Here is an 18711-nt window from a genome sequence, read left to right on the forward strand (position 1 = left end):
GGACTCGCGCGGCACCCCTGACCGTCAGCCTGCCCTCCGGGCCGCGTCGGAGCCAGCCGTCCCCACCCGGTCGAGCAGGGCGACCAGCGCCGCGTCGACGACGGCGGTGCGGGTGAGGTTGACGCTGTGCCCGGCGCCCGGGACGACGACCAGCTCGGCGCGCTCGCCCAGCAGCTCGGCCAGCCGGCGGCCGTGCCCGGCGGGGGTCAGCCGGTCGTACTCCGCGGCGACGACGGTGACCGGCACGCGGCCGAGCACCGGCAGCGCGGCGGTCTCGTCGTGGTCGAGGAAGGTCCCGTAGAAGGCCATGGTGACCGTCAGCGGCGTCTCCTCGAGCATGTCCTGCACCGCCCGCACGGCCTCGGGGGTCGCGTCGTCGCGGCCGAAGAGGTACTTGCGCATGTAGCGGCGGCCGATCCGGGTGCCGCGGCGGCGGTACCGCTCGAGCAGCGGGGCCAGCAGCCGCAGCCACCACAGGTAGAGCGGCAGCAGGTGCAGCGCCCGCACCAGCTTCACCAGCGCGCCGAGCAGGCCGGTGGAGACCAGCCCGCCGGCGGAGGTGGCGAGCAGGAACGCGCCGACGACGCGGGGCCCGAACAGCTCCGGCCGCCGCCGCGCCAGCGCCATGATCGTCATGCCGCCCATCGAGTGCCCGGCGAGCACGACCGGCCCGGCCGGCACGACGGCGTCGAGGACCAGCCCGAGGTCGCGGGCGGTGCGGTCGATGGTCGCCGTCGTCGGGTCCGCCCAGCTCGAGCGGCCGTGGCCGCGGTGGTCCCACAGCACCAGCCGCGCGCGGTCGCGGACCGCCTCGCGCTGCAGCTGCCACTCGCCGAGGCGGGCGGTGAAGCCGTGGCAGAACACGACGGTCAGCGGGGCGTCCTCGGGTCCGTCGAACTCCACGTGCAGGTCGACGCCGTCGTCGCTGCGCACGGTGCGCGAGCCCGGCGGCGGGGGACCGTCGGTGCCGGGGACGACCGGGAGGCGGGAGGGAGCGGGGGAGGTCCGGCGGCGACGGCGCATCCGTCCATGACAGCGCAGGTGCCACCGGGCGGCGACTCAGGTGCCCGGTGCCGCCGCCTCGGTGCGCCGGCCCGGTGCGGCGTCGCGGACCATCCGGCGGGCGGCGTCGACCTCGCGCGCGACCGGGGCGAGCACGCCCTCGGCGTGGATCTCGGCGTCGTCGGGGGTCCGGTGCGCGCGGACGTCGTCCTCCAGCTCGCGCAGCGCGCGGCGCAGCACCGCCACCTGGTCGGGGTCGGGGGCCGGGCCGCCGGCATCGGCGGCGATGACCGCCTCGGTGACCGCGTCGGCGGTGCGCTCGAACTGCACGATGACCGGCCACCACGCCGCGGCGCGGGTGCTGATCGGCGGCGGCTCGGCCAGCCGGCGCTGCAGCTGGGTGGTCAGCTCGGTCGTCGCCCGGTAGGTGCGCCGCCGCGCCCGCCGCCGGTCCGCCGGGTCGCCGCCGCCGAAGGCCGCGCCCACGAACCCGTCGAGGGCCACCACGGTGGCGCCCATGGCCTCATCGAGCGGGGCGCGCCAGGTCTGCGGCCAGAGGAGGTAGCCGGCGACGAGGACGATCGCGCAGCCGATGAGGGTGTCGAGGAGCCGGGCGGCGACCAGGTCCGGGCCGCCGGGCACGGCGAGGTCGAGCAGCAGGATGATCACCGGCGTCTGGAAGACCGAGAACAGGCCGAAGTTCGCGCCGCGGGCCCACGGCAGCAGAGCGGCGGCCACAGCCATGGCCACGACCACCCAGCCGTTGCGCGGCAGGAACGACAGCAGCAGCGAGCCGATGAGGACGCCGATCAGGGTGCCGACGCCGCGCTGCACCGCCCGGGTGAACACCGAGCCGAAGTCGGGCTTGAGCACGATCGCCACGGTGAGCAGCACCCAGTAGGGCCGCTCGATGGGCAGCAGCTGGCGGGCGATCTCGGCGATCGTCATGCACAGCACCAGGCGGACGGCGAAGTCGCGGGTGTCGGGGCTGCCGAGGGTGCGGTCGGCGAGCTCGCGCAGCCGCTGCCGCGGGGACGGCCGCGGCGGGGCGACGGCGGCCTCGGCCCGCTCCTCCGCGTCGCCGACCACCGCCCACGCCAGGCGCACCCCGTGCCGGACCGCGCGGCGCGGGGCGGGCCCGTCCGCCAGTGCCGCCGGCCGCTCGGCGGGCAGCTCGCGGCTGCCGGTGACCGCGGCGGCGAGGGCGTGCACTGCGGTGACGTCGTGCGGGTCGGCGGGCACCGCGGTGCGGGCGGAGGCGACGGCGGCCTCGACCAGCGGCGCGGCCGCGTTGAGCACCCCCGCCAGCTCCGAGAGCTCCCGGTTGCGCCCCGACGAGATGCTGCGGCTGCGGATCACCCGGTCGTAGGCGGCGTTGAGCGCGGCGGTCAGGTCGCGGCGGGCGGTCTCGGTGGCGTCGGTGCCCACGGCGGTGAGCAGCCCGGCGATGCGGGTGAACACGGCGGCGACCGCGGTCCGGTCGGGGTCGCTGGGCTCGGTCGCCGCCTGCACCAGGACGGTCAGCGTCGCCCACGCCGCGCCGGCGGCGAACCACGCCAGCTCCGCGACCGCCGGCAGCGGCGTCTGCAGCCCGGAGGCGAGCGCGGTGTAGATGAGCAGCTGCAGCGCGCCCAGCGACAGCGCCGAGCTGATCGCGCTGATCAGCGCCGCGGCCGCCGCGAGGACCGCGACGACGACCACCGGCACCACCCCGCCCCCCGCGGCGAACTGCCCGGCGACCAGCCCGACCGCGCCGAGACCCACGGCGGCCGCGGTGCGCCGCAGCCGGTCGCGCAGCGGCCCGCCCTGCGGGGCGAGGGTGGCGGCCAGCGCGCCGGTGGTGGCGAACACGCCGGCGCCGAGGGCGGACTCCCCGCCGACGGCGAGCGCGACGGCCAGCGGCGCGGGCAGCGTGACGGCGAAGCGGGCGACGTCGCGCCACGGCACCGGCGGGGGGGAGGTGCGGACCAGTTCCTCGAGCCACGCCGGGGCGCGCAGCGACCTCTCCGCCACGGGCCGAGCCTGCCACCCGCCGCGGGGGTCGCGCGGACGATCAGGTGACCTGGTCGTGTCGCGTCCTGGCTCACGGTCGACGGTGAGCCAGGACGCGCGGCGGTGAGCCAGGACGCGGACCGACGCTCCGGGATCAGGTGACCTGATCGTGGGGCGTCCTCCCGCACGGTCGACGGTGAGGGAGGACGCACGGCGGTGGGGGAGGACGCGCGGCGGTGACCCCGGACGCGGGTCAGGCGTCCGGCAGCAGGATCGCGAGCAGGACCTGTGCGTGCCCCGACGACGGCGTCCCCGCGGGGGCCAGCTCGGGCGCGACCGCGCGCACCTGCCACCAGCCGACGTAGGCCGCGTAGGCGAGGGTCGCGCGGCGGCCGGCCTCCTCGGGCGGGACGCCGGCCTCGACGAGCGTGGCGCGCACGTAGGCCACGCGGCGCCGGGTGACCGTGGCGAGCACCCGCCGCACCCGCGGGTCGTCGACGTCGCGCAGCAGCGAGACGACGGGGTCGCCGTCGCCGGCGTGGCCCAGCGTGCGCTCGGTGAGGCTGCGCAGCCGCTCGCGCGGGTCGGTTAGCCGGTCGAGGTCGGCGATGACGGCGTCGGTGTGCGCCCGCTCCCAGAGCCCGAGGGCGGCCTCGACGAGTGCGTCGCGGCCGGGGAAGTGCCAGTAGAAGCTGCCCTTGGTGGCGCCCAGGCGGGCGGCGATCGGCTCGACGGCGACCGCGGCCAGCCCGCCGCGGCCCAGCGCCTCCAGCGCGGCCCGGGACCAGTCCTCGGCCGACAACCGCTCCCGCGCAGGCACGTCCGTACGCTACGGTACGGAGCACCATACGGTGGCGTACGGAGGTGGGCCGTGGAGCTCGACGCGGAACTGCGGACCGGCCGGCCCCGCGCGGTGCCGGTGCCGCCCGACCTGGTCACCGCCGCCGCCCTGGACGGCGCGGACTTCACCGACGCCTTCGCGGTCGCCGTCCCGTCCGGGGCCTCGACCGACGCCCGCGACTGGCTCGCCGCGTTCGGCCCGGCCGCCGTCCCGCCGTGGGTGCGGGCGCTGATGGGCGTGCGCACCGTGCTCGTCCGGCCGCTCCACCTGCGCACCGGGACGGGGCTGTTCCCCGTGCTCTCGGCGGCCGCGGACACCGCGGTCCTCGGCGTCGACGACCGGCACCTGGACTTCCGGCTGGTCCTGCACGTGCGTCCCGCGCCGCCGGGGCACGAGCTGGTGGCGGTCACCGTCGTCCGGCGGCACAACGTCCTGGGCCGGGCCTACTTCGGCGTCGTCCGGCCGTTCCACGCGCGGGTGGTGCCGGGCATGCTGCGCCGGGTGGTGCAGCGGGCGGCCCCTCCGGCGGCACGACGGTGAGGGACGACGTCCGCGTCGCCGGGCCGGCCGACCTCGAGCGGCTGCCGGCGATCGAGGCCGCCGCCGACGCGCTGTTCGCGACGGCGGGCATCACCGACCTCCCGCCGCCGCACACGGCGCAGGAGCGGGCGGCGGCATGGCGGGTCCTGGTCGTGGGGCAGCCGGCGATCGGCTTCGCCGTCCTGGAGCGGGTCGACGGCGACGTGCACCTCGAGCAGCTGTCGGTGCACCCCGCGGCGGGCCGGCGCGGCCTCGGGACCGCGCTGCTCGACGCCGCCCTGCGGACCGCCCGCGACGCCGGGGCCGCGCGGGTCACGCTGACCACCTACGCCGACGTGCCGTGGAACGCGCCCTGGTACGCCGCGCGCGGCTTCACCGAGGTCGCCGACCCCGGTCCGGAGCTGGCCGCGCTCGTCGACCGGGAGGCGGCCGCGGGCCTGGGGGTCCCCGGCCGCCGCGTCGTGATGGGCCGCCCCGTCTGACCTAGGGTCGGCGCCCGTGACCGCCACCCTGGGCGAGGTCGTCGCCGCGCTGGAGGCCCGCTACGACCCCGCGCTCGCCGAGAGCTGGGACGCCGTCGGGCTGGTGTGCGGCGACCCCGCCGAGCCGGTGGAGCGGGTGCTCGTCGCCGTCGACCCGGTGGCCGCCGTCGTCGACGAGGCGATCGAGCGCGGCGCGCAGCTGCTGGTCACCCACCACCCGCTGTTCCTCACCCCGGTGCACGGCGTTCCCGCCGACGACCCGAAGGGGCGGCTGGTGCACCGCCTCGTGCGCGCCGGCTGCGGGCTGTTCGTGGCGCACACCAACGCCGACCGCGCCGCCGACGTCGGGGTGAACGACGCGCTGGCCGCCGTCCTCGGGCTGACCGGCACCCGGCCGCTGGAGCCGGTGGCGCCCGGCTCGCGGCAGGGACTGGGCCGGGTGGGCGAGCTGCCCGCGCCGACGACGCTGGCCGCCTTCGCCGCGCACGCGGCCGCGGTGCTGCCCGCCACCGAGGGCGGGGTCCGCGCGGCCGGCGACCCCGGCCGGCCGGTGCGCACGGTCGCCGTCTGCGGGGGCAGCGGCGGCTCCCTGCTGCCGGCCGCCGCGGCGGCAGGAGCCGACGTCCTCCTCACTAGCGACCTGCGGCACCACCCGGTCTCGGAGTCGCAGGAGTCGACCGGCCCCGCGGTGTGTGACGTGGCACACTTCGCCTCCGAGTGGCCCTGGGTGCCCGTGGCCGCCGAGGTGCTGGTCACCGACCTGTCCGGCAGGGTCGAGGCCGCCGCCTCCCGGCACCGCACCGACCCGTGGACGGTGCACCGGGGCCGGTCGGCAGGAGGGGACCCGGCCCGCGCGGCCGGCTGAGACGGGGAGGACGCCGTGGCCACCGCCCAAGGACCGACGACGGGGGGTGCGGCCCCCCGGCGCAGCGACCGCAGCCCCTGGAACTGGCTGCTGCTGGTGCCGATCGTGGTGCCGCTGATCGTGCCGCTCTACAACCGCGTCGAGCCGACGCTGTTCGGCTGGCCGCTCTTCTACTGGCTGCAGCTGGCCTTCGTCGCCCTCGGTGTGCTGACCACCGTCCTGGTCTACCGGGCCACCCGGCGCAGCCCGGCCGAGCAGGCCGCCGCCCGGGACGCGATCGCCCGGGACAACGCCACGCGCGACGCCGCCCGCGACGCCGCCCGCCGAGACCGGGAGCGCTGAGCCGTGGACGGGGTCAACGTCGTCGAGCTCTCGATCGTCATCGTCCTGTTCCTCGTCGTCACGGTCATGGGGTTCGTCGCCGCCCGCTGGCGGCGCGCGGACGACCTCATGCACCTCGACGAGTGGGGCCTGGGCGGGCGCAACTTCGGCACCTGGATCACCTGGTTCCTGCTCGGCGGTGACCTCTACACCGCCTACACCTTCGTCGCCGTCCCGGCGCTGATGTTCGGCGCGGGCGCCGCCGGGTTCTTCGCCGTCCCCTACACCGTGGTGATCTACCCGCTGGTGTTCCTGGTGGTCATCCGGCTGTGGTCGGTCAGCCACGTGCGCGGGTTCGTCACCCCGGCGGACTTCGTCCGCTCGCGGTTCGACTCGCCGACGATGGCCCTGCTGGTGGCGCTGACCGGGATCGTCGCGACGATGCCCTACATCGCCCTCCAGCTGGTCGGCATCGAGGCGATCCTCAAGGCGATGGGCGTCGAGGGCGAGCTGCCGCTCATCGTCGCGTTCGTGATCCTCGCGCTCTACACCTACAACTCGGGGCTGCGGGCGCCGGCGCTGATCGCCTTCGTCAAGGACACGCTCATCTACCTGACGATCATCGTCGCGGTGATCGTCATCCCGGTGAAGCTCGGCGGCTGGGACGCGATCTTCGGCGCCGCGGAGGAGAAGTTCTCCGCCGGCACGGGCGCGGGGGTGCTGCTGCCTGCCACCGGCCAGCTGGGCTACGCCACCCTGGCCCTCGGTTCGGCGCTCGCCCTGTTCCTCTACCCGCACTCGATCACCGGGCTGCTGGCGGCCAGCAACCGCGACGTGCTCAAGCGCAACATGAGCGCGCTGCCCGTCTACAGCCTGGCGCTGGGGTTCATCGCGCTGCTGGGCTTCATGGCGATCGCGGCCGGCGTGACGCCGATCGGCGAGGACGGCAACACCGTCGTGCCGGTGCTGTTCCAGGAGATGTTCCCGAGCTGGTTCGCCGGCATCGCCTTCGCCGCGATCGGCATCGGCGCGCTGGTGCCGGCGGCGATCATGTCGATCGCCGCGGCCAACCTGTTCACCCGCAACATCTACAAGGAGTTCCTCAAGCGGGACGCCACCCCGCGGCAGGAGGCGCAGGTGGCCAAGGTCGTCTCGCTGGTGGTCAAGCTCGGCGCGGTCGCGGCGATCCTGTTCATCGACCCGCAGTTCTCCATCGACCTGCAGCTCATCGGCGGCGTGATCATCCTGCAGACGCTGCCGTCGGTGGCGCTGGGCCTCTACACCCGCTGGATGCACCGCGGCGGGCTCATCGCCGGCTGGGTCGCCGGCATGACCGCGGGCCTGCTGATGCTCTACAACACCCCGCGGCTGGGCCCGGACGGGACGGTGGTGCGCGAGCACTTCGGCGGGTCGTCCTTCGCGCTGTCGAAGCTGGGCCTGGACGCGGCGTCGTCGGTCTACACCGGCCTGCTGGCGCTGGCGGCCAACCTGCTCGTCGTCGTCCTGGTGACGCTGGCGCTGCGGGCGGCGAAGGTGCCCGACGGAGTCGACGGGACGGCGGACACCGACTACACCGCCGAGCGGGAGGACCCCACCTTCCGCGAGCTGCCCGACCCGCTGGAGTCCGCGCCGCCGGGAGGGGAGCGCCCGGCCCGACGGTAAGTTGGTCGGGTGAAGGCCGACCACTTCGAGCAGCAGAAGCTCCTGACGCTGGCCGGCGAGGACGTCGCGCTCACCCAGCTCGCCCACCGGAAGCGGACGCTGCCGGAGGTCGCCGCCGTCGAGGCCGCCGCCGAGGCCGAGCGCGGCTTCGCCGAGGCCGAGGTCCACGCCGAGACCGAGGTGCGCGACCTCGACCGGGAGCAGAAGCGGCTGGAGGCCGACGTCGAGACCGTCCGGCAGCGGGCGGCGCGCGACCAGGGGCGGATCGACTCCGGCGCCGCGACGGCGAAGGAGATCACCTCCCTGCAGTCGGAGCTGCAGTCGCTGTCCCGGCGGCAGTCCGACCTCGAGGACCAGGTGCTCGAGCTCATGGAGCGCCGCGAGACCGCCGACGCCACGCTCGTCGCCGCCCAGGAGGGCCGGACCTCGGCCGTCGCCGACCGCGAGCGGGCCGAGCAGCTGCGCGACGACGCCCTCGCCGACATCGCCGACGCCACCGCCCGGCACGAGGCCGCCCGTGCCGAGGTCGCCGCCGGCATCTCCGAGCAGCTGCTGGCGCTCTACGACCGCATCCGCGCCCAGACCGGCACCACCGGCGCGGCGGTGCTCAAGGCCCGCCAGTGCCAGGGCTGCCGCATCGAGCTCAACGGCCGTGAGCTGGCCGCCGTCCGCAACGCCGACCCGCACGAGGTGGTCCGCTGCGAGAACTGCGGCCGCATCCTCGTGCGCACCGCCGAGTCCGGGCTGTGAGCCGGAAGCTGGTCGTCGAGGCCGACGGCGGCTCGCGGGGCAACCCCGGCCCGGCGGGCTACGGCGCGCTGGTCCGCGACGCCGGCACCGGGCGGGTGCTCGCCGAGCGGGCGGCGTCCGTGGGGCGGGCGACGAACAACGTGGCCGAGTACGGCGGCCTGGTGGCCGGCCTGCAGGCCGTGCTGGATCTCGACCCGGGCGCCGACGTCGAGGTGCGGATGGACTCCAAGCTCGTCGTCGAGCAGATGTCGGGCCGCTGGAAGATCAAGCACCCGGACATGCAGAAGCTGGCCGTGCAGGCCCGCGCCATCGCGCGGCAGCTGGGCAGCGTCCGCTACACCTGGGTGCCGCGCGCGCAGAACTCCGCCGCCGACGCCCTGGCCAACAGCGCGATGGACGGCCGGCCGGTGCACCGCGACGCCGCCGCCGAGCCGTCCGTGACCGGCGACGACGTGCAGCCCGCCGCCGAGCCGGCGCCCGTGGTCACCACGGTCACGCACCTGCTGCGGCACGGGCAGACCGAGCACACGCCCGAGCGCCGCTACAGCGGCCGCAACGACCTGCCGCTGTCGGCCACCGGGCGGGCGGAGGCCGAGGCGGCCGCCGTCCGGGCCAAGGAGCTCGGCATCGAGGTCGTCGTCGCCTCGCCGCTGCGCCGCACCCGGGAGACCGCCGAGACCGTGGCCGCGGCGCTGGGCCTGCCGGTCGAGTACGACGACGACCTCGTCGAGCTCGACTTCGGCGACCTCGAGGGGCTGAGCGCCGCCGAGGCGCGGGCGCGCCACCCGCTGGCCGTCCGCCGGTTCGCCGCCGACGTCACGGTGGCCGCGCCGGGCGGTGAGTCGGTGGCCGACGTGTCGCGGCGGGTGGCCCGGGCGCGGACGCGGCTGCTCGAGCGGCACGCCGGGCGGACGGTGCTGGTGGTCAGCCACGTGACCCCGATCAAGCTGCTGCTGGCCGCGGGCCTCGACGTCGGCGACGAGGTCGTGCACCGGGTGTTCCTGGAGGCCGCGTCGCTGTCGACGGTGGCGTGGAGCTCCGACGGCCGCACGTCGGTGCGGCTGGTGAACGACACCGCCCACCTGCGCTGAGCGGCTCGTCGAGATCGGCGGTCTCGTGGCCATCGCGCGCTGACGGCCACGAGACCGCCGATCTCGCGCGGGGAGGCACGCGCCTACAGCCGGCCGGCGTCGATGACCCGGGCGAGGAACTGCCGGGTCCGCGGGTGCTCCGGGTCGCCGAGCACCTGCCCCGGCGGGCCGGACTCCAGCAGCACCCCGCCGTCGAGGAAGGCCACCGTGTCGGCCACCTGCCGGGCGAAACCCATCTCGTGGGTGGCCATCACGATCGTCATGCCCTGACCGGCCACCTCCCGCACCAGGGCGAGCACCTCGCCGACCAGCTCGGGGTCCAGCGCGCTGGTCACCTCGTCGAGCAGCAGCACCCGCGGGCGGACGGCGAGCGCGCGCACGATGGCCACCCGCTGCTGCTGCCCGCCGGAGAGCCGGTCGGGGTACTCCAGCGCCTTGTCGGCCAGCCCGATGCGCCCGAGCAGCCCCCGCGCCTCCTCGACCGCCTCGGCCCTCGGCCGCCCGTGCACGGCGGTCGGCGCGAGCGTCACGTTGTCGAGCACCGACAGGTGCGGGAACAGGTTGTAGGCCTGGAAGACGACGCCCATCCGCCGGCGCACCCGGTCGGCGTCGACCCGCGGGTCGGTGACGTCCTCGCCGTCGAGCAGCACCTGCCCGTCGTCGACGGTCTCCAGCAGCGAGGCGCAGCGCAGCAGCGTGGACTTGCCCGACCCCGACCCGCCGATGAGCGCCACCACCCGGTGCTCGTCGACGGCGAGGTCCACCCCGCGCAGCACGACGTCGTCCCCGAACGCCTTCACGATCCCGCGCAGCTCGAGCACGGTCACAGCAGCGACCCGCTCTGCTGGCGGCGGCGGGCGCGGGCGGTGACGGCGTCGGCGAAGCGGGCCGAGGGGATGGCGAGCAACACGAACAGCAGCCCGGCGACGACGTACGGCGTGAAGTTGAAGCTCTGCCCGACCAGGATCTGCGCCGAGCGCACCGCGTCGACCGCGCCGAGCACCGAGATCAGCCCGACGTCCTTCTGCAGCGCGACGAAGTCGTTGAGCAGCGCCGGGGTGACCGTGCGCAGTGCCTGCGGCAGGACGACGATCCGCATCGTCTGCCGGTGGGTGAGCCCCAGCGAGCGGGCCGCGGCGCGCTGGCTGGGGTGCACCGACTCGATGCCGGCCCGGAACACCTCGGCCACGTACGCGGAGTAGACGATCACGATGGCCGCCGTCCCGAGGACGAACGGCGACGTCGGCACGCCCTGCAGGCCCAGCGCGGGGAACCCGAAGCCGACCAGGTACAGCACGATGATCAGCGGGATGCCGCGGAACAGGTCGACGTAGACGGTCGCGAGGATCCGCAGCGGCGCCCACGCCGGGCCGCGCAGCGTCCGCAGCGCCGCGATGCCCAGGCCCACCACCAGCACGAGCAGCCCGCCGACGACGAGCACCTGCAGGTTGACCAGCAGCCCGCGGGCGATCTCGGGGAGCGAGTCCCACGCCACCGACAGGGAGAAGAAGGTGGCCTGCACGCGCGGCCAGCCCGGCGATCGGGTGACCGCCACGTACGCGACGGCGGCGAACAGCAGCGTGGAGGCCAGCGCCACGAGGGTCGAGCGGCGGGCCCGGCGCCGTCGCCAGGCCCGGCGGCCGAGCTCGAGCTCGCTGGGCGGCGGGAGGGCCGGGACCCCGCCGCCGGTGACCACCGCGCTCAGGACAGGACGGGTGCGTCGGCGACGTCGGAGAGCCACTGCTGCTCGAGGTCGGCGAGCGTGCCGTCCTCGCGCAGCGCGTCGACCGCCTGGGACACGCAGTCGGTCAGCGGGCTGTCCTTGGCCAGCAGCAGGCCGAACTGGTCGCCGCCCTCGCCCGAGTCCTCGAGCTGGCCGACGATCACGCCGTTGTCCAGCTCCGCGGAGGTGATGTAGAAGGCGGTCGGGAGGTCGACGACGATGGCGTCGACCTGGCCGTTCTGCAGCGCGAGCTTGGCGTCGTCGTTGGTGTTGAACACGACCGGCTCGGTCTCGGGGGCGATGACCTCGGTGAGGACGTCGAGGCTCGTCGTCGCCACCTGGGCGCCCAGCCGCAGGTCCTGCAGGTCCGCCAGGCTCGTGGCGCCGTCGGCCGCGGAGCCCGCCGTCGTGATGACCGCCTGGCTGACGGTGTAGTACGGCGAGGAGAAGTCGACGGCCTGCCGGCGCTCCTCGGTGATGGAGAACTGGTTGATGTCGAAGTCGAACGGCCGCGGGCCGGGCTGGATCGCGGCGGTGAACGGCACGCGGGTCCAGGTGACGTCGTCCTCGGCGTAGCCGAGCTGCTCGGCGACGGCGTAGGCGACGGCGGACTCGAAGCCCTCCCCGTTCTCCGGGGTGTCGTCGACGACCCAGGGCTCGTAGGCGGGCTGGTCGGTGGCGACGGTCAGCGTCCCCGGCTCGAGGGTGTCGAGCTCGTCGGGGGTGCAGGCGCCGGTCGCCGCCGACCCGCCGCCGCTGGTGGACCCGGCGTCGGTGGACTCCTCCTGCGGGGCGCAGGCCGCCAGCGCCAGCGTGGTGGCGGCGGCCAGGACGAGGGGGAGCGGACGACGGCGCATCGGGGGTCCCTTGACTCGGGGTGGGGTCGGCGCGCAGATCCTAGGGCGCCTCCCTTGCAGGACGGCCGGGTCCGGTCGTCAACCGATGAGTTGAGCAGCCGCCGGCGGTCCTCCCTGCACGCACGGACCAGGAGGAGGGATCGCGATGGGCAGGGTGGTCGTGTTCGCGGCGGTGTCGCTGGACGGGTACGTCGGCAGGGACGACGACATGCCCGGCCCGCTGTTCGACTGGTACGGCAACGGCGACGTCGAGGTGCCCCTCAGCGACCCGGACCGGCCCTTCCGGGTCACCGAGCCGACGGCGCGGTTCCTGCGGGAGCACGTGGCGAGGACGGCCGCGATGGTCTGCGGCCGCCGGCTGTTCGACCTCACCAACGGGTGGGAGGGCGTGCCGCCCGGCGGCGAGCACGTCTTCGTCGTCACCCACCGGCCGGCCGACGACTGGCCGCACGCCGGCACGGCGCCGTTCACGTTCGTGCCCGACGTGGCGACGGCGGTCGAGCGGGCCAGGGCGTTCGCCGGCGACCGGGACGTCACGGTGACCGCCGGGGACGTCGGTGGGCAGGCGCTGCGGGCCGGCCTGGTCGACCGCGTGGTGTTCGCCCTCGTCCCGGTCGTCCTGGGGTCGGGCAGGCCGTACTTCGGCACCGGCGGGCCGCCGGAGATCGCGTTCGAGGACCCGGTGGTGGTCCAGGGGTCACGGGTGACCCACCTGGTCTACGACGTCCGCCGCTGACGGGAAGCCGGCCGGGGCGCCGGGCGTTGCACCGGGCACCCCGCCGTCGCGGCCGGCGACGCCGCAGGGAGCATGAGAGCCCCGTCCCCCCGCGAGGAGCCCCGTGACCGCGACCACCGCGCCCGCCCCCACCGCCGCCGTCGGCGACGAGCGCACCCTGTCGCCCGCCGAGTTCGAGACCTGGGCCGCCGAGGTGCGCCGGCTGGCCGACGAGCGCGGCGCGGTCGTGCTCGCGCACAACTACCAGGTGCCCGAGATCCAGGACGTCGCGCACTTCACCGGCGACTCCCTCTACCTGTCCCGCGTCGCCGCGCAGACCGACGCCCGCGAGATCGTGTTCTGCGGCGTCCACTTCATGGCCGAGACGGCGAAGATCCTCTCGCCGGACAAGACGGTGCTGCTGCCCGACCACGCCGCCGGGTGCTCCCTCGCCGACTCGATCACCGCCGCGCAGCTGCGCGAGTGGAAGGCGGAGCACCCCGGCGCCGTCGTCGTCAGCTACGTCAACACCACCGCCGCGGTGAAGGCCGAGACCGACATCTGCTGCACCTCGTCCAACGCCGCCGACGTCATCCGGTCGATCCCCGAGGACCGCGAGATCCTCTTCTGCCCCGACCAGTTCCTCGGCGCGCACGTCAAGCGCGTCACCGGGCGGGACGACATCCACGTGTGGGCGGGGGAGTGCCACGTGCACGCCGGCATCAGCCCGGCCGACGTGCGCGCCCGGGTCGCCGCGCACCCCGACGCGGAGATCCTCGTGCACCCCGAGTGCGGCTGCACCACCTCCGTGCTCGACCTGGTCAGCCACGGTGACCTGCCGGCCGACCGCACCCGCGTGCTGTCCACCGGCGGGATGGTCGAGGCGGCGGCGCGCACGACGTCGGGCCAGGTCCTGGTGGCCACCGAGGTGGGCATCCTGCACCAGCTGCGCTCGCTCAACTCCGGGACGGCGTTCATCCCGATGAACGACCGCGCCGCCTGCCGCTACATGAAGATGATCACGCCGGAGAAGCTGCTGCACACGCTGCGCACCGGCGAGGGCGCGATCGACGTCGACCCCGACACCGCCGCCCGCGCCCGCCGCGCCGTCGAGGCGATGATCGCCATCGGCGAGCCCGGCCGCGGCGGCGAGTGAAGGACCCCGCTGCCCCCCATCGCTCGCAGGCTCGCGATCGGACCCTGCAGCGGGGCCGTTACAGCACCTCACCACTGGAGGGCGAGCCAGAGGGCGAGGGTGGCCGCGGTCAGGGTCAGCGGCACGGTCGCCAGGCCGACCGCGGCGAACCGGCCCGCGGTCGGTGCACCGGCCCCCAGCACCCGGCGCCACAGCAGGTCGGCCAGCGACCCGGTGTAGGTCAGGTTCGGGCCGACGTCCACGCCGATCAGCACGGCCAGCACCGCACCCGGGCCGACGGCGGCGGCCACCGGCAGCAGCGCCAGGGTCGCCGGCAGGTTGTCGACCAGGTTGGCCAGCACCGCGGTGACCACCGCCACGGTGAGCAGCGCGACCGGGGTCAGATCCGGGTGAACAGGTAGACCGACACCCCGACGCCGAAGACGACGATCAGCACGCGCAGCGGCGTCGCGGGGATGCGCTCGGCGATCCGGGCGCCGGCGAAGCCGCCCACCAGGCTGGCCGGGGCCGCGACGGCGACCACGGGCCAGGCGACCGGCCCGAAGAGCCCGAAGACGACGAGGGTCACCGTCGCGGTCACCGCGGACAGCGCCGACTTGAGCGCGTTGGCCAGTTGCAACCGGTGCAGCGCGGTCCCGAGGACGCCGACGAGGATCACCCCGAGCGCCCCGCCGAAGTAGCCGCCGTAGACGGTGGCGAGGAACAGCGCCACGTACAGCCACCACGGGTCGCGCGCGGCGGCGTCGTCGTCGCGGTCGGGCAGCCGCCGGGTGAGCAGCGGCTGCACCGCCAGCAGCAGGCTGGCCAGCAGCACCAGCACCGGGACGACGACGTCGAAGGCCTCGCTCGGCGTGGTCAACAGGAGCACGCTGCCCGCCGCCCCGCCGAGCACCGACACCGCGCCGAGGCGGGCCATCCGCCGGCCCTGGCCGGTGTACTCGCGGCGGAACCCGGCCATCCCGCCGAGGTAGCCCGGCCACTGCGCCACCGAGTTGGTCACGTTGGCCGCGACCGTCGGCAGCCCCAGCGCCACCAGCGTGGGGAACAGCACCAGGGAGCCGCCGCCGGCGATGGAGTTGATCACGCCGGCGCTCAGGGCGACCGCCGCGGCGATGAGGAGGTCGGCGGCGGACACGGAGCCGGAGCCTACGGTGACCCCGTGCGACCGCCCGCCCCCGCGACCTGGCTCGCCGCCGCCCTGGGCGGGTCCGGCGTGCTGCACCTCCTGCGGCCGCGGACCTACGAGTGGCTGGTCCCGCCCGAGCTCGGGGACGCCCGTGCCTGGGTGCTCGCGAGCGGCGTCGCCGAGCGGGCCGCCGCGGCGCTGCTCACCGCGCCGCCCACCCGGCGCGTCGGCGGCTGGGTGGCCGCCGCGCTGCTGACGTCCTTCGTGCCCGCGCACCTGCACCACCTGCGGGTGGCCCGCGGCCGGCCGGCCCTGCTGGCCGCCGGGCTCGTGCGGCTGCCGCTGCAGGTGCCACTGGTCGGTGCGGCGCTGCGCGTGGCCCGCGGGCGCTGACACCGGCGCCGGAGGTCCCTGCGGTGTCCGATTCCCGCCGGACCACGGGCCCGGCGACGACGACCGTGGAGGCATGACGACGACGCCCGTGCAGCCCGCTCCCGTGCTCACCGTGCACGCCATCGACCCCGCGGAGCTCGACGGGATCCGGCGCAGCGGGCGGGACACCGAGGGCAACGTCCCGGTGCCGTGGCCCGACGCGGCGGGGGTCCCGCTGCGGTGCTGCCTGCGCCGCGCCCGCCCGGACGACGAGGTCTGGCTCGTCGCCCACGCCCCGCTGCGCGGGCGGTCCCCGTGGCGGGAGGTGGGTCCGGTGTTCGTGCACGCCCGGCCGTGCGAGGGGTGGGCCGAGACCTCCGGACTGCCCCCGGAGTTGCGGCAGGGGCCGCGCGTGCTGCGCGGGTACCGGGAGGACGGGTCGCTGGACTACTCGGCGATCCGGGTCGTCCCCGAGGGCGAGGACGTCGAGGACTCCCTCCAGGAGCTGCTCGCCGACCCGGTGGTGCACGAGGTCCACGTGCGCGCCCTGGCCGAGCAGTGCTTCACCTACCGGGTGCGCGCGGCCGGCCGCTGACCCCCGCGCGCGTCGCCCCGGCCGCGGTCGACCCGGGCAGACTGCCGGGATGGTCGAACCGCTGCCCGACGACTGGGAACGCGCGCTGGTCGTCGTCGCCCACCCCGACGACGTCGAGTACGGCTGCGCGGCCGCCGTCGCCGCCTGGACCGCCGCCGGGCGCGACGTCCGCTACGTGCTGGCCACCAGCGGGGAGGCCGGCATCGCCGGGCTGCCGCCGGAGGCCGCCGGGCCCCTGCGCGAGCGGGAGCAGCGGGCGGCCGCGGCGGCGGTGGGGGTGTCGGTGGTGGAGTTCCTCGGCCACCCCGACGGACGGCTCACCGAGGGGCTGGACCTGCGGCGGTCGCTGGCCGCGGCGGTCCGCCGGCACCGCCCGGAGCTGGTGGTCACCCTGCACTTCGGGGAGACGTGGACGCCGCCGGGCGTGGCCCCTGCCTACTGGAACAGCGCCGACCACCGCGCGCTGGGCCGCTCGGCCGTCGACGCCGTGGGCGACGCGGCGAACGAGTGGATCTTCCCCGAGCTCGCCGACCCGGAGCCGTGGCGGGGCGTGCGGTGGACCGCCGTCTCCACGCCGGTGGGGGTGACGCACACCGTCGACGTCACCGGCGTCGTCGACCGGGCGGTGGCCTCGCTCGCCGAGCACCGCCGCTACCTGCAGGCGCTGTCGGACGACCCGGTCGAGGAGCAGGCGCGGCGGCAGGTCGAGTCGGCGACCCCGGCCGACGACGCCGGGCGCCGGCTGACCGGGTTCACGCTCTACGCCGGCTGACCGTCGTCGGGGCTCTCGCCGCACGGGGAGGACGAGGACGCGGCCCCGGGGGGCTCGGGGCCGCGTCCTGCGCCGGTCAGGGGTTGAAGCTGACGTGCACGTGGTCGTAGTGGTTGGCGGTGATCGACCCGCGGTCCTCCATCGCCTGCCAGCCGGAGCCGCCGATGATGAAGATCCGCTGCTTCCAGATGACGTACTCGACGCCGAACTGCTCGGCGTTGTCGATCACGTACTGGGCGACGGCGTCACCCTTGGCGGAGTCGGCGTAGACCATGAAGTCCGCGGCGAGCTGCTGGGTGGGGGAGTGGCCGGGCCGGGTGAGGACCGTGGAGACCCCGTGGGTCGCGGTGACGTCGGCGACGACGGGGCGGACGTGCTCGGCCCACGCGCTGTACGCGGTCGAGGTCGGGGTCGGCTTGCCGCTCAGGTCGGTCGAGACGGGCAGCGAGACGGCCGGCGCCGGCGCCGCCGCCCCTGCCGGGACCGCGGGAGCGGGGGCCGGGGCGGGAGCCGCCTCGGGTGCGGGGGCCTCGGCCTGGGCGGTGGCCGCCGTCCGGTCCCAGCGGTCCCAGCCGCGGTCCCAGTCCCGGCCCCGGTCCCAGTCCTGGGCCTGGGCGACGGACTGCCCGGCGAGGCCGAAGACGACGGCGAAGGCGCCGACGGTCAGGGTCCGGCGGACGCCGGTGCGGCGGTGGGTGTTCGAGGGCATGGTGAAGAGAACTCCTGACGATGGTCCGCGGGGACGCCGCTGGGACGCGGCGGGACCCCGTCGCGGATGAGGGGGAACCGGGGGGGACGGACAGGCGCCGTCGGGCCCCACGTGGAGGCCGTGCCCCGGAGGGCAGGGCCGACGCGGGAACCGTCGGGTCCGTGCTCGTCCACGCGGCGACCGGCCGGCGTGCGGGCGGGTCGCGGCGGTGGTGTCTGGAGGGCGAGGCGCGCGAGGGCGAGGCGCCACTGCGGCGCACCTCGGTGCAGATCTCCCTTTCTCCCGTGGCCGCCTACCGGGTCAGCTGACGGGTTCGGGCGGGGATGCGCCCTACCCGCCCCCGAGCGGGGCTCGGGAGGCGGGACTCACCCCAGTGGTGCGGTGGGTCCCCGGTTCGGGTCCACGGGCGTGGCCCCGACTCGGCGGCATCCGGCGCGGTTCCCCCGGTCGGGGGACTCGACGACCGGCCGGACGCGGCAAACCGTAGAGGGCTTGTGCACTCGTGCCAACTCCAGGGCGGTGAACTGGAGGAGTTGGCAGGTGGCCGACGGCGTGTCGCGTCGCGCTGCGCGTGTCGGTGGCAACGGGACGTCGCGGAACCCCGTCGGGTGGCCCCGTAGACTGACCGGCACGACGGACGAGTCGGCCGGGCGGTCGCGTCGGCGGGGGAGACCCCGTCGCCGAGGAACGTCCGGGCTCCATAGGGCAGGGTGGTCGCCAACAGCGACCCGGGGTGACCCGCGGGACAGTGCCACAGAGAACAGACCGCCAGCGTTCGCGCTGGTAAGGGTGAAACGGCGGTGTAAGAGACCACCGCACACCGGGTGACCGGTGTGGCTCGGTAAACCCCACCCGGAGCAAGGTCGAGAAGGGACGGCGGACGGGTGACCGGCCGGCGTCCCGCGCAGGCGTTCGAGGGCTGCCCGCCCGAGGCCTGCGGGTGGACCGCTCGAGCCCGCCGGCAACGGCGGGCCTAGATGGATGACCGCCCATCGGGAGGCCGCGAGGCGCCCGAGGACAGAACCCGGCGTACAGGCCGACTCGTCCGTCGTCCTCCGCTACGCCCTGGACGCACTATGAGTACGTTGACTGCAGCTCCCGGATGACAAGCCAGGCGCAGAGTGGCTCGTTCTCATTGGA

21 protein-coding genes, 1 other RNA gene and 1 riboswitch are annotated in these 18711 nt (G+C 75.8%); of the genes, 13 read left to right on the forward strand and 9 right to left on the reverse strand.

The genetic code is table 11. The features are described 5' to 3' along the window. Positions 1-24: 24 nt before the first annotated feature. The 3 genes from ACI780_RS10725 to ACI780_RS10735 all read right to left on the reverse strand — a co-directional run bounded on the left by ACI780_RS10725 (position 25) and on the right by ACI780_RS10735 (position 3814). Positions 25-1023 carry an alpha/beta fold hydrolase gene (locus ACI780_RS10725; RefSeq protein ID WP_456870255.1) on the reverse strand — a complete coding sequence of 333 codons (999 nt, stop codon included), beginning with the start codon at positions 1021-1023 and terminating at the stop codon, positions 25-27. 36 nt (positions 1024-1059) lie between these two features. Further along, positions 1060-3015, reverse strand: a complete 1956-nt coding sequence (locus ACI780_RS10730) for an FUSC family protein (RefSeq protein ID WP_456870256.1) — start codon at positions 3013-3015, stop codon at positions 1060-1062. Between the two features lie 232 nt (positions 3016-3247). Next, a complete protein-coding gene (locus tag ACI780_RS10735; RefSeq protein ID WP_457002821.1) occupies positions 3248-3814 on the reverse strand; it encodes a TetR/AcrR family transcriptional regulator in 567 nt (188 codons plus the stop codon). Between the two features lie 51 nt (positions 3815-3865). Between ACI780_RS10735 and ACI780_RS10740 the strand changes: the two genes are divergently transcribed. From ACI780_RS10740 to ACI780_RS10770, 7 genes are read left to right on the forward strand one after another with little or no spacing between them, the layout of a single operon-like run. Then, positions 3866-4375 carry a DUF2867 domain-containing protein gene (locus ACI780_RS10740; protein WP_456870258.1) on the forward strand — a complete coding sequence of 170 codons (510 nt, stop codon included), beginning with the start codon at positions 3866-3868 and terminating at the stop codon, positions 4373-4375. Beyond that, positions 4372-4857: a GNAT family N-acetyltransferase gene (locus ACI780_RS10745; protein ID WP_457002823.1), complete on the forward strand. Its 486-nt coding sequence runs from the start codon at positions 4372-4374 to the stop codon at positions 4855-4857. Before ACI780_RS10740 ends, ACI780_RS10745 begins: the two co-directional genes overlap by 4 nt. A gap of 16 nt (positions 4858-4873) precedes the next feature. Further along, positions 4874-5722, forward strand: a complete 849-nt coding sequence (locus ACI780_RS10750) for a Nif3-like dinuclear metal center hexameric protein (RefSeq protein ID WP_457002825.1) — start codon at positions 4874-4876, stop codon at positions 5720-5722. 15 nt (positions 5723-5737) lie between these two features. Next, complete coding sequence (locus ACI780_RS10755; protein ID WP_456870261.1) at positions 5738-6064, forward strand: DUF3311 domain-containing protein; 327 nt, start codon at positions 5738-5740, stop codon at positions 6062-6064. A gap of 3 nt (positions 6065-6067) precedes the next feature. Continuing rightward, the gene (gene mctP, locus ACI780_RS10760; protein WP_456870262.1) at positions 6068-7705 is read left to right on the forward strand and encodes a monocarboxylate uptake permease MctP; all 1638 of its coding nucleotides are present in this window, start codon (positions 6068-6070) and stop codon (positions 7703-7705) included. A 9-nt stretch (positions 7706-7714) separates the two neighbouring features. After that, positions 7715-8455 carry a zinc ribbon domain-containing protein gene (locus ACI780_RS10765; RefSeq protein WP_457002828.1) on the forward strand — a complete coding sequence of 247 codons (741 nt, stop codon included), beginning with the start codon at positions 7715-7717 and terminating at the stop codon, positions 8453-8455. Beyond that, entirely contained in the window at positions 8452-9546 is a 1095-nt protein-coding gene (locus ACI780_RS10770) for a bifunctional RNase H/acid phosphatase (protein WP_457002830.1), read from the forward strand. The genes ACI780_RS10765 and ACI780_RS10770 overlap by 4 nt, the downstream gene beginning before the upstream one ends. An 83-nt stretch (positions 9547-9629) precedes the next feature. On the opposite strand, the gene ACI780_RS10775 is transcribed toward ACI780_RS10770, so the two are convergent. The 3 genes from ACI780_RS10775 to ACI780_RS10785 are packed head-to-tail and all read right to left on the reverse strand — an operon-like array spanning position 9630 to position 12126. Next, entirely contained in the window at positions 9630-10373 is a 744-nt protein-coding gene (locus ACI780_RS10775; RefSeq protein WP_457002832.1) for an amino acid ABC transporter ATP-binding protein, read from the reverse strand. Beyond that, positions 10370-11242, reverse strand: a complete 873-nt coding sequence (locus tag ACI780_RS10780) for an amino acid ABC transporter permease (RefSeq protein ID WP_456870266.1) — start codon at positions 11240-11242, stop codon at positions 10370-10372. Before ACI780_RS10780 ends, ACI780_RS10775 begins: the two co-directional genes overlap by 4 nt. A 5-nt stretch (positions 11243-11247) precedes the next feature. After that, positions 11248-12126, reverse strand: coding sequence for an ABC transporter substrate-binding protein (locus ACI780_RS10785; RefSeq protein ID WP_456870267.1), 879 nt, complete (start codon positions 12124-12126; stop codon positions 11248-11250). A 145-nt stretch (positions 12127-12271) separates the two neighbouring features. Between ACI780_RS10785 and ACI780_RS10790 the strand changes: the two genes are divergently transcribed. Beyond that, on the forward strand, positions 12272-12862 hold the full coding sequence (locus ACI780_RS10790) for a dihydrofolate reductase family protein (protein ID WP_457002835.1): 591 nt from the start codon (positions 12272-12274) through the stop codon (positions 12860-12862). A gap of 103 nt (positions 12863-12965) precedes the next feature. Further along, a complete protein-coding gene (gene nadA / locus ACI780_RS10795) occupies positions 12966-13997 on the forward strand; it encodes a quinolinate synthase NadA (RefSeq protein ID WP_457002837.1) in 1032 nt (343 codons plus the stop codon). A gap of 68 nt (positions 13998-14065) precedes the next feature. On the opposite strand, the gene ACI780_RS10800 is transcribed toward nadA, so the two are convergent. Beyond that, the gene (locus tag ACI780_RS10800; protein WP_456870270.1) at positions 14066-14356 is read right to left on the reverse strand and encodes an ArsB/NhaD family transporter; all 291 of its coding nucleotides are present in this window, start codon (positions 14354-14356) and stop codon (positions 14066-14068) included. Positions 14357-14376: 20 nt separating this feature from the next. Continuing rightward, on the reverse strand, positions 14377-15132 hold the full coding sequence (locus tag ACI780_RS10805; protein ID WP_457002839.1) for a sulfite exporter TauE/SafE family protein: 756 nt from the start codon (positions 15130-15132) through the stop codon (positions 14377-14379). Between the two features lie 24 nt (positions 15133-15156). On the opposite strand from ACI780_RS10805, the gene ACI780_RS10810 reads away from it, so the two are divergent. The 3 genes from ACI780_RS10810 (at position 15157) to ACI780_RS10820 (ending at position 16862) form a co-directional block, all read left to right on the forward strand. Next, complete coding sequence (locus ACI780_RS10810) at positions 15157-15516, forward strand: DoxX family protein (RefSeq protein ID WP_457002841.1); 360 nt, start codon at positions 15157-15159, stop codon at positions 15514-15516. A gap of 73 nt (positions 15517-15589) precedes the next feature. Next, positions 15590-16090 (forward strand): DUF1203 domain-containing protein, encoded by a 501-nt coding sequence (locus ACI780_RS10815; RefSeq protein ID WP_456870273.1) that lies wholly within the window; start codon positions 15590-15592, stop codon positions 16088-16090. A 49-nt stretch (positions 16091-16139) separates the two neighbouring features. After that, the gene (locus tag ACI780_RS10820; RefSeq protein WP_456870274.1) at positions 16140-16862 is read left to right on the forward strand and encodes a PIG-L deacetylase family protein; all 723 of its coding nucleotides are present in this window, start codon (positions 16140-16142) and stop codon (positions 16860-16862) included. A 76-nt stretch (positions 16863-16938) separates the two neighbouring features. Here ACI780_RS10820 and ACI780_RS10825 read toward each other — a convergent pair whose 3' ends face one another. Continuing rightward, positions 16939-17571 carry a hypothetical protein gene (locus tag ACI780_RS10825; protein WP_456870275.1) on the reverse strand — a complete coding sequence of 211 codons (633 nt, stop codon included), beginning with the start codon at positions 17569-17571 and terminating at the stop codon, positions 16939-16941. A 274-nt stretch (positions 17572-17845) separates the two neighbouring features. Continuing rightward, a riboswitch (cyclic di-AMP (ydaO/yuaA leader) is annotated at positions 17846-18006 on the reverse strand. Positions 18007-18209: 203 nt separating this feature from the next. On the opposite strand from ACI780_RS10825, the gene rnpB reads away from it, so the two are divergent. Then, positions 18210-18619: RNase P RNA component class A (gene rnpB, locus ACI780_RS10830), an RNA gene on the forward strand. Positions 18620-18711 lie beyond the last annotated feature (92 nt).

The organism is Geodermatophilus sp. SYSU D00814 (assembly GCF_054050055.1).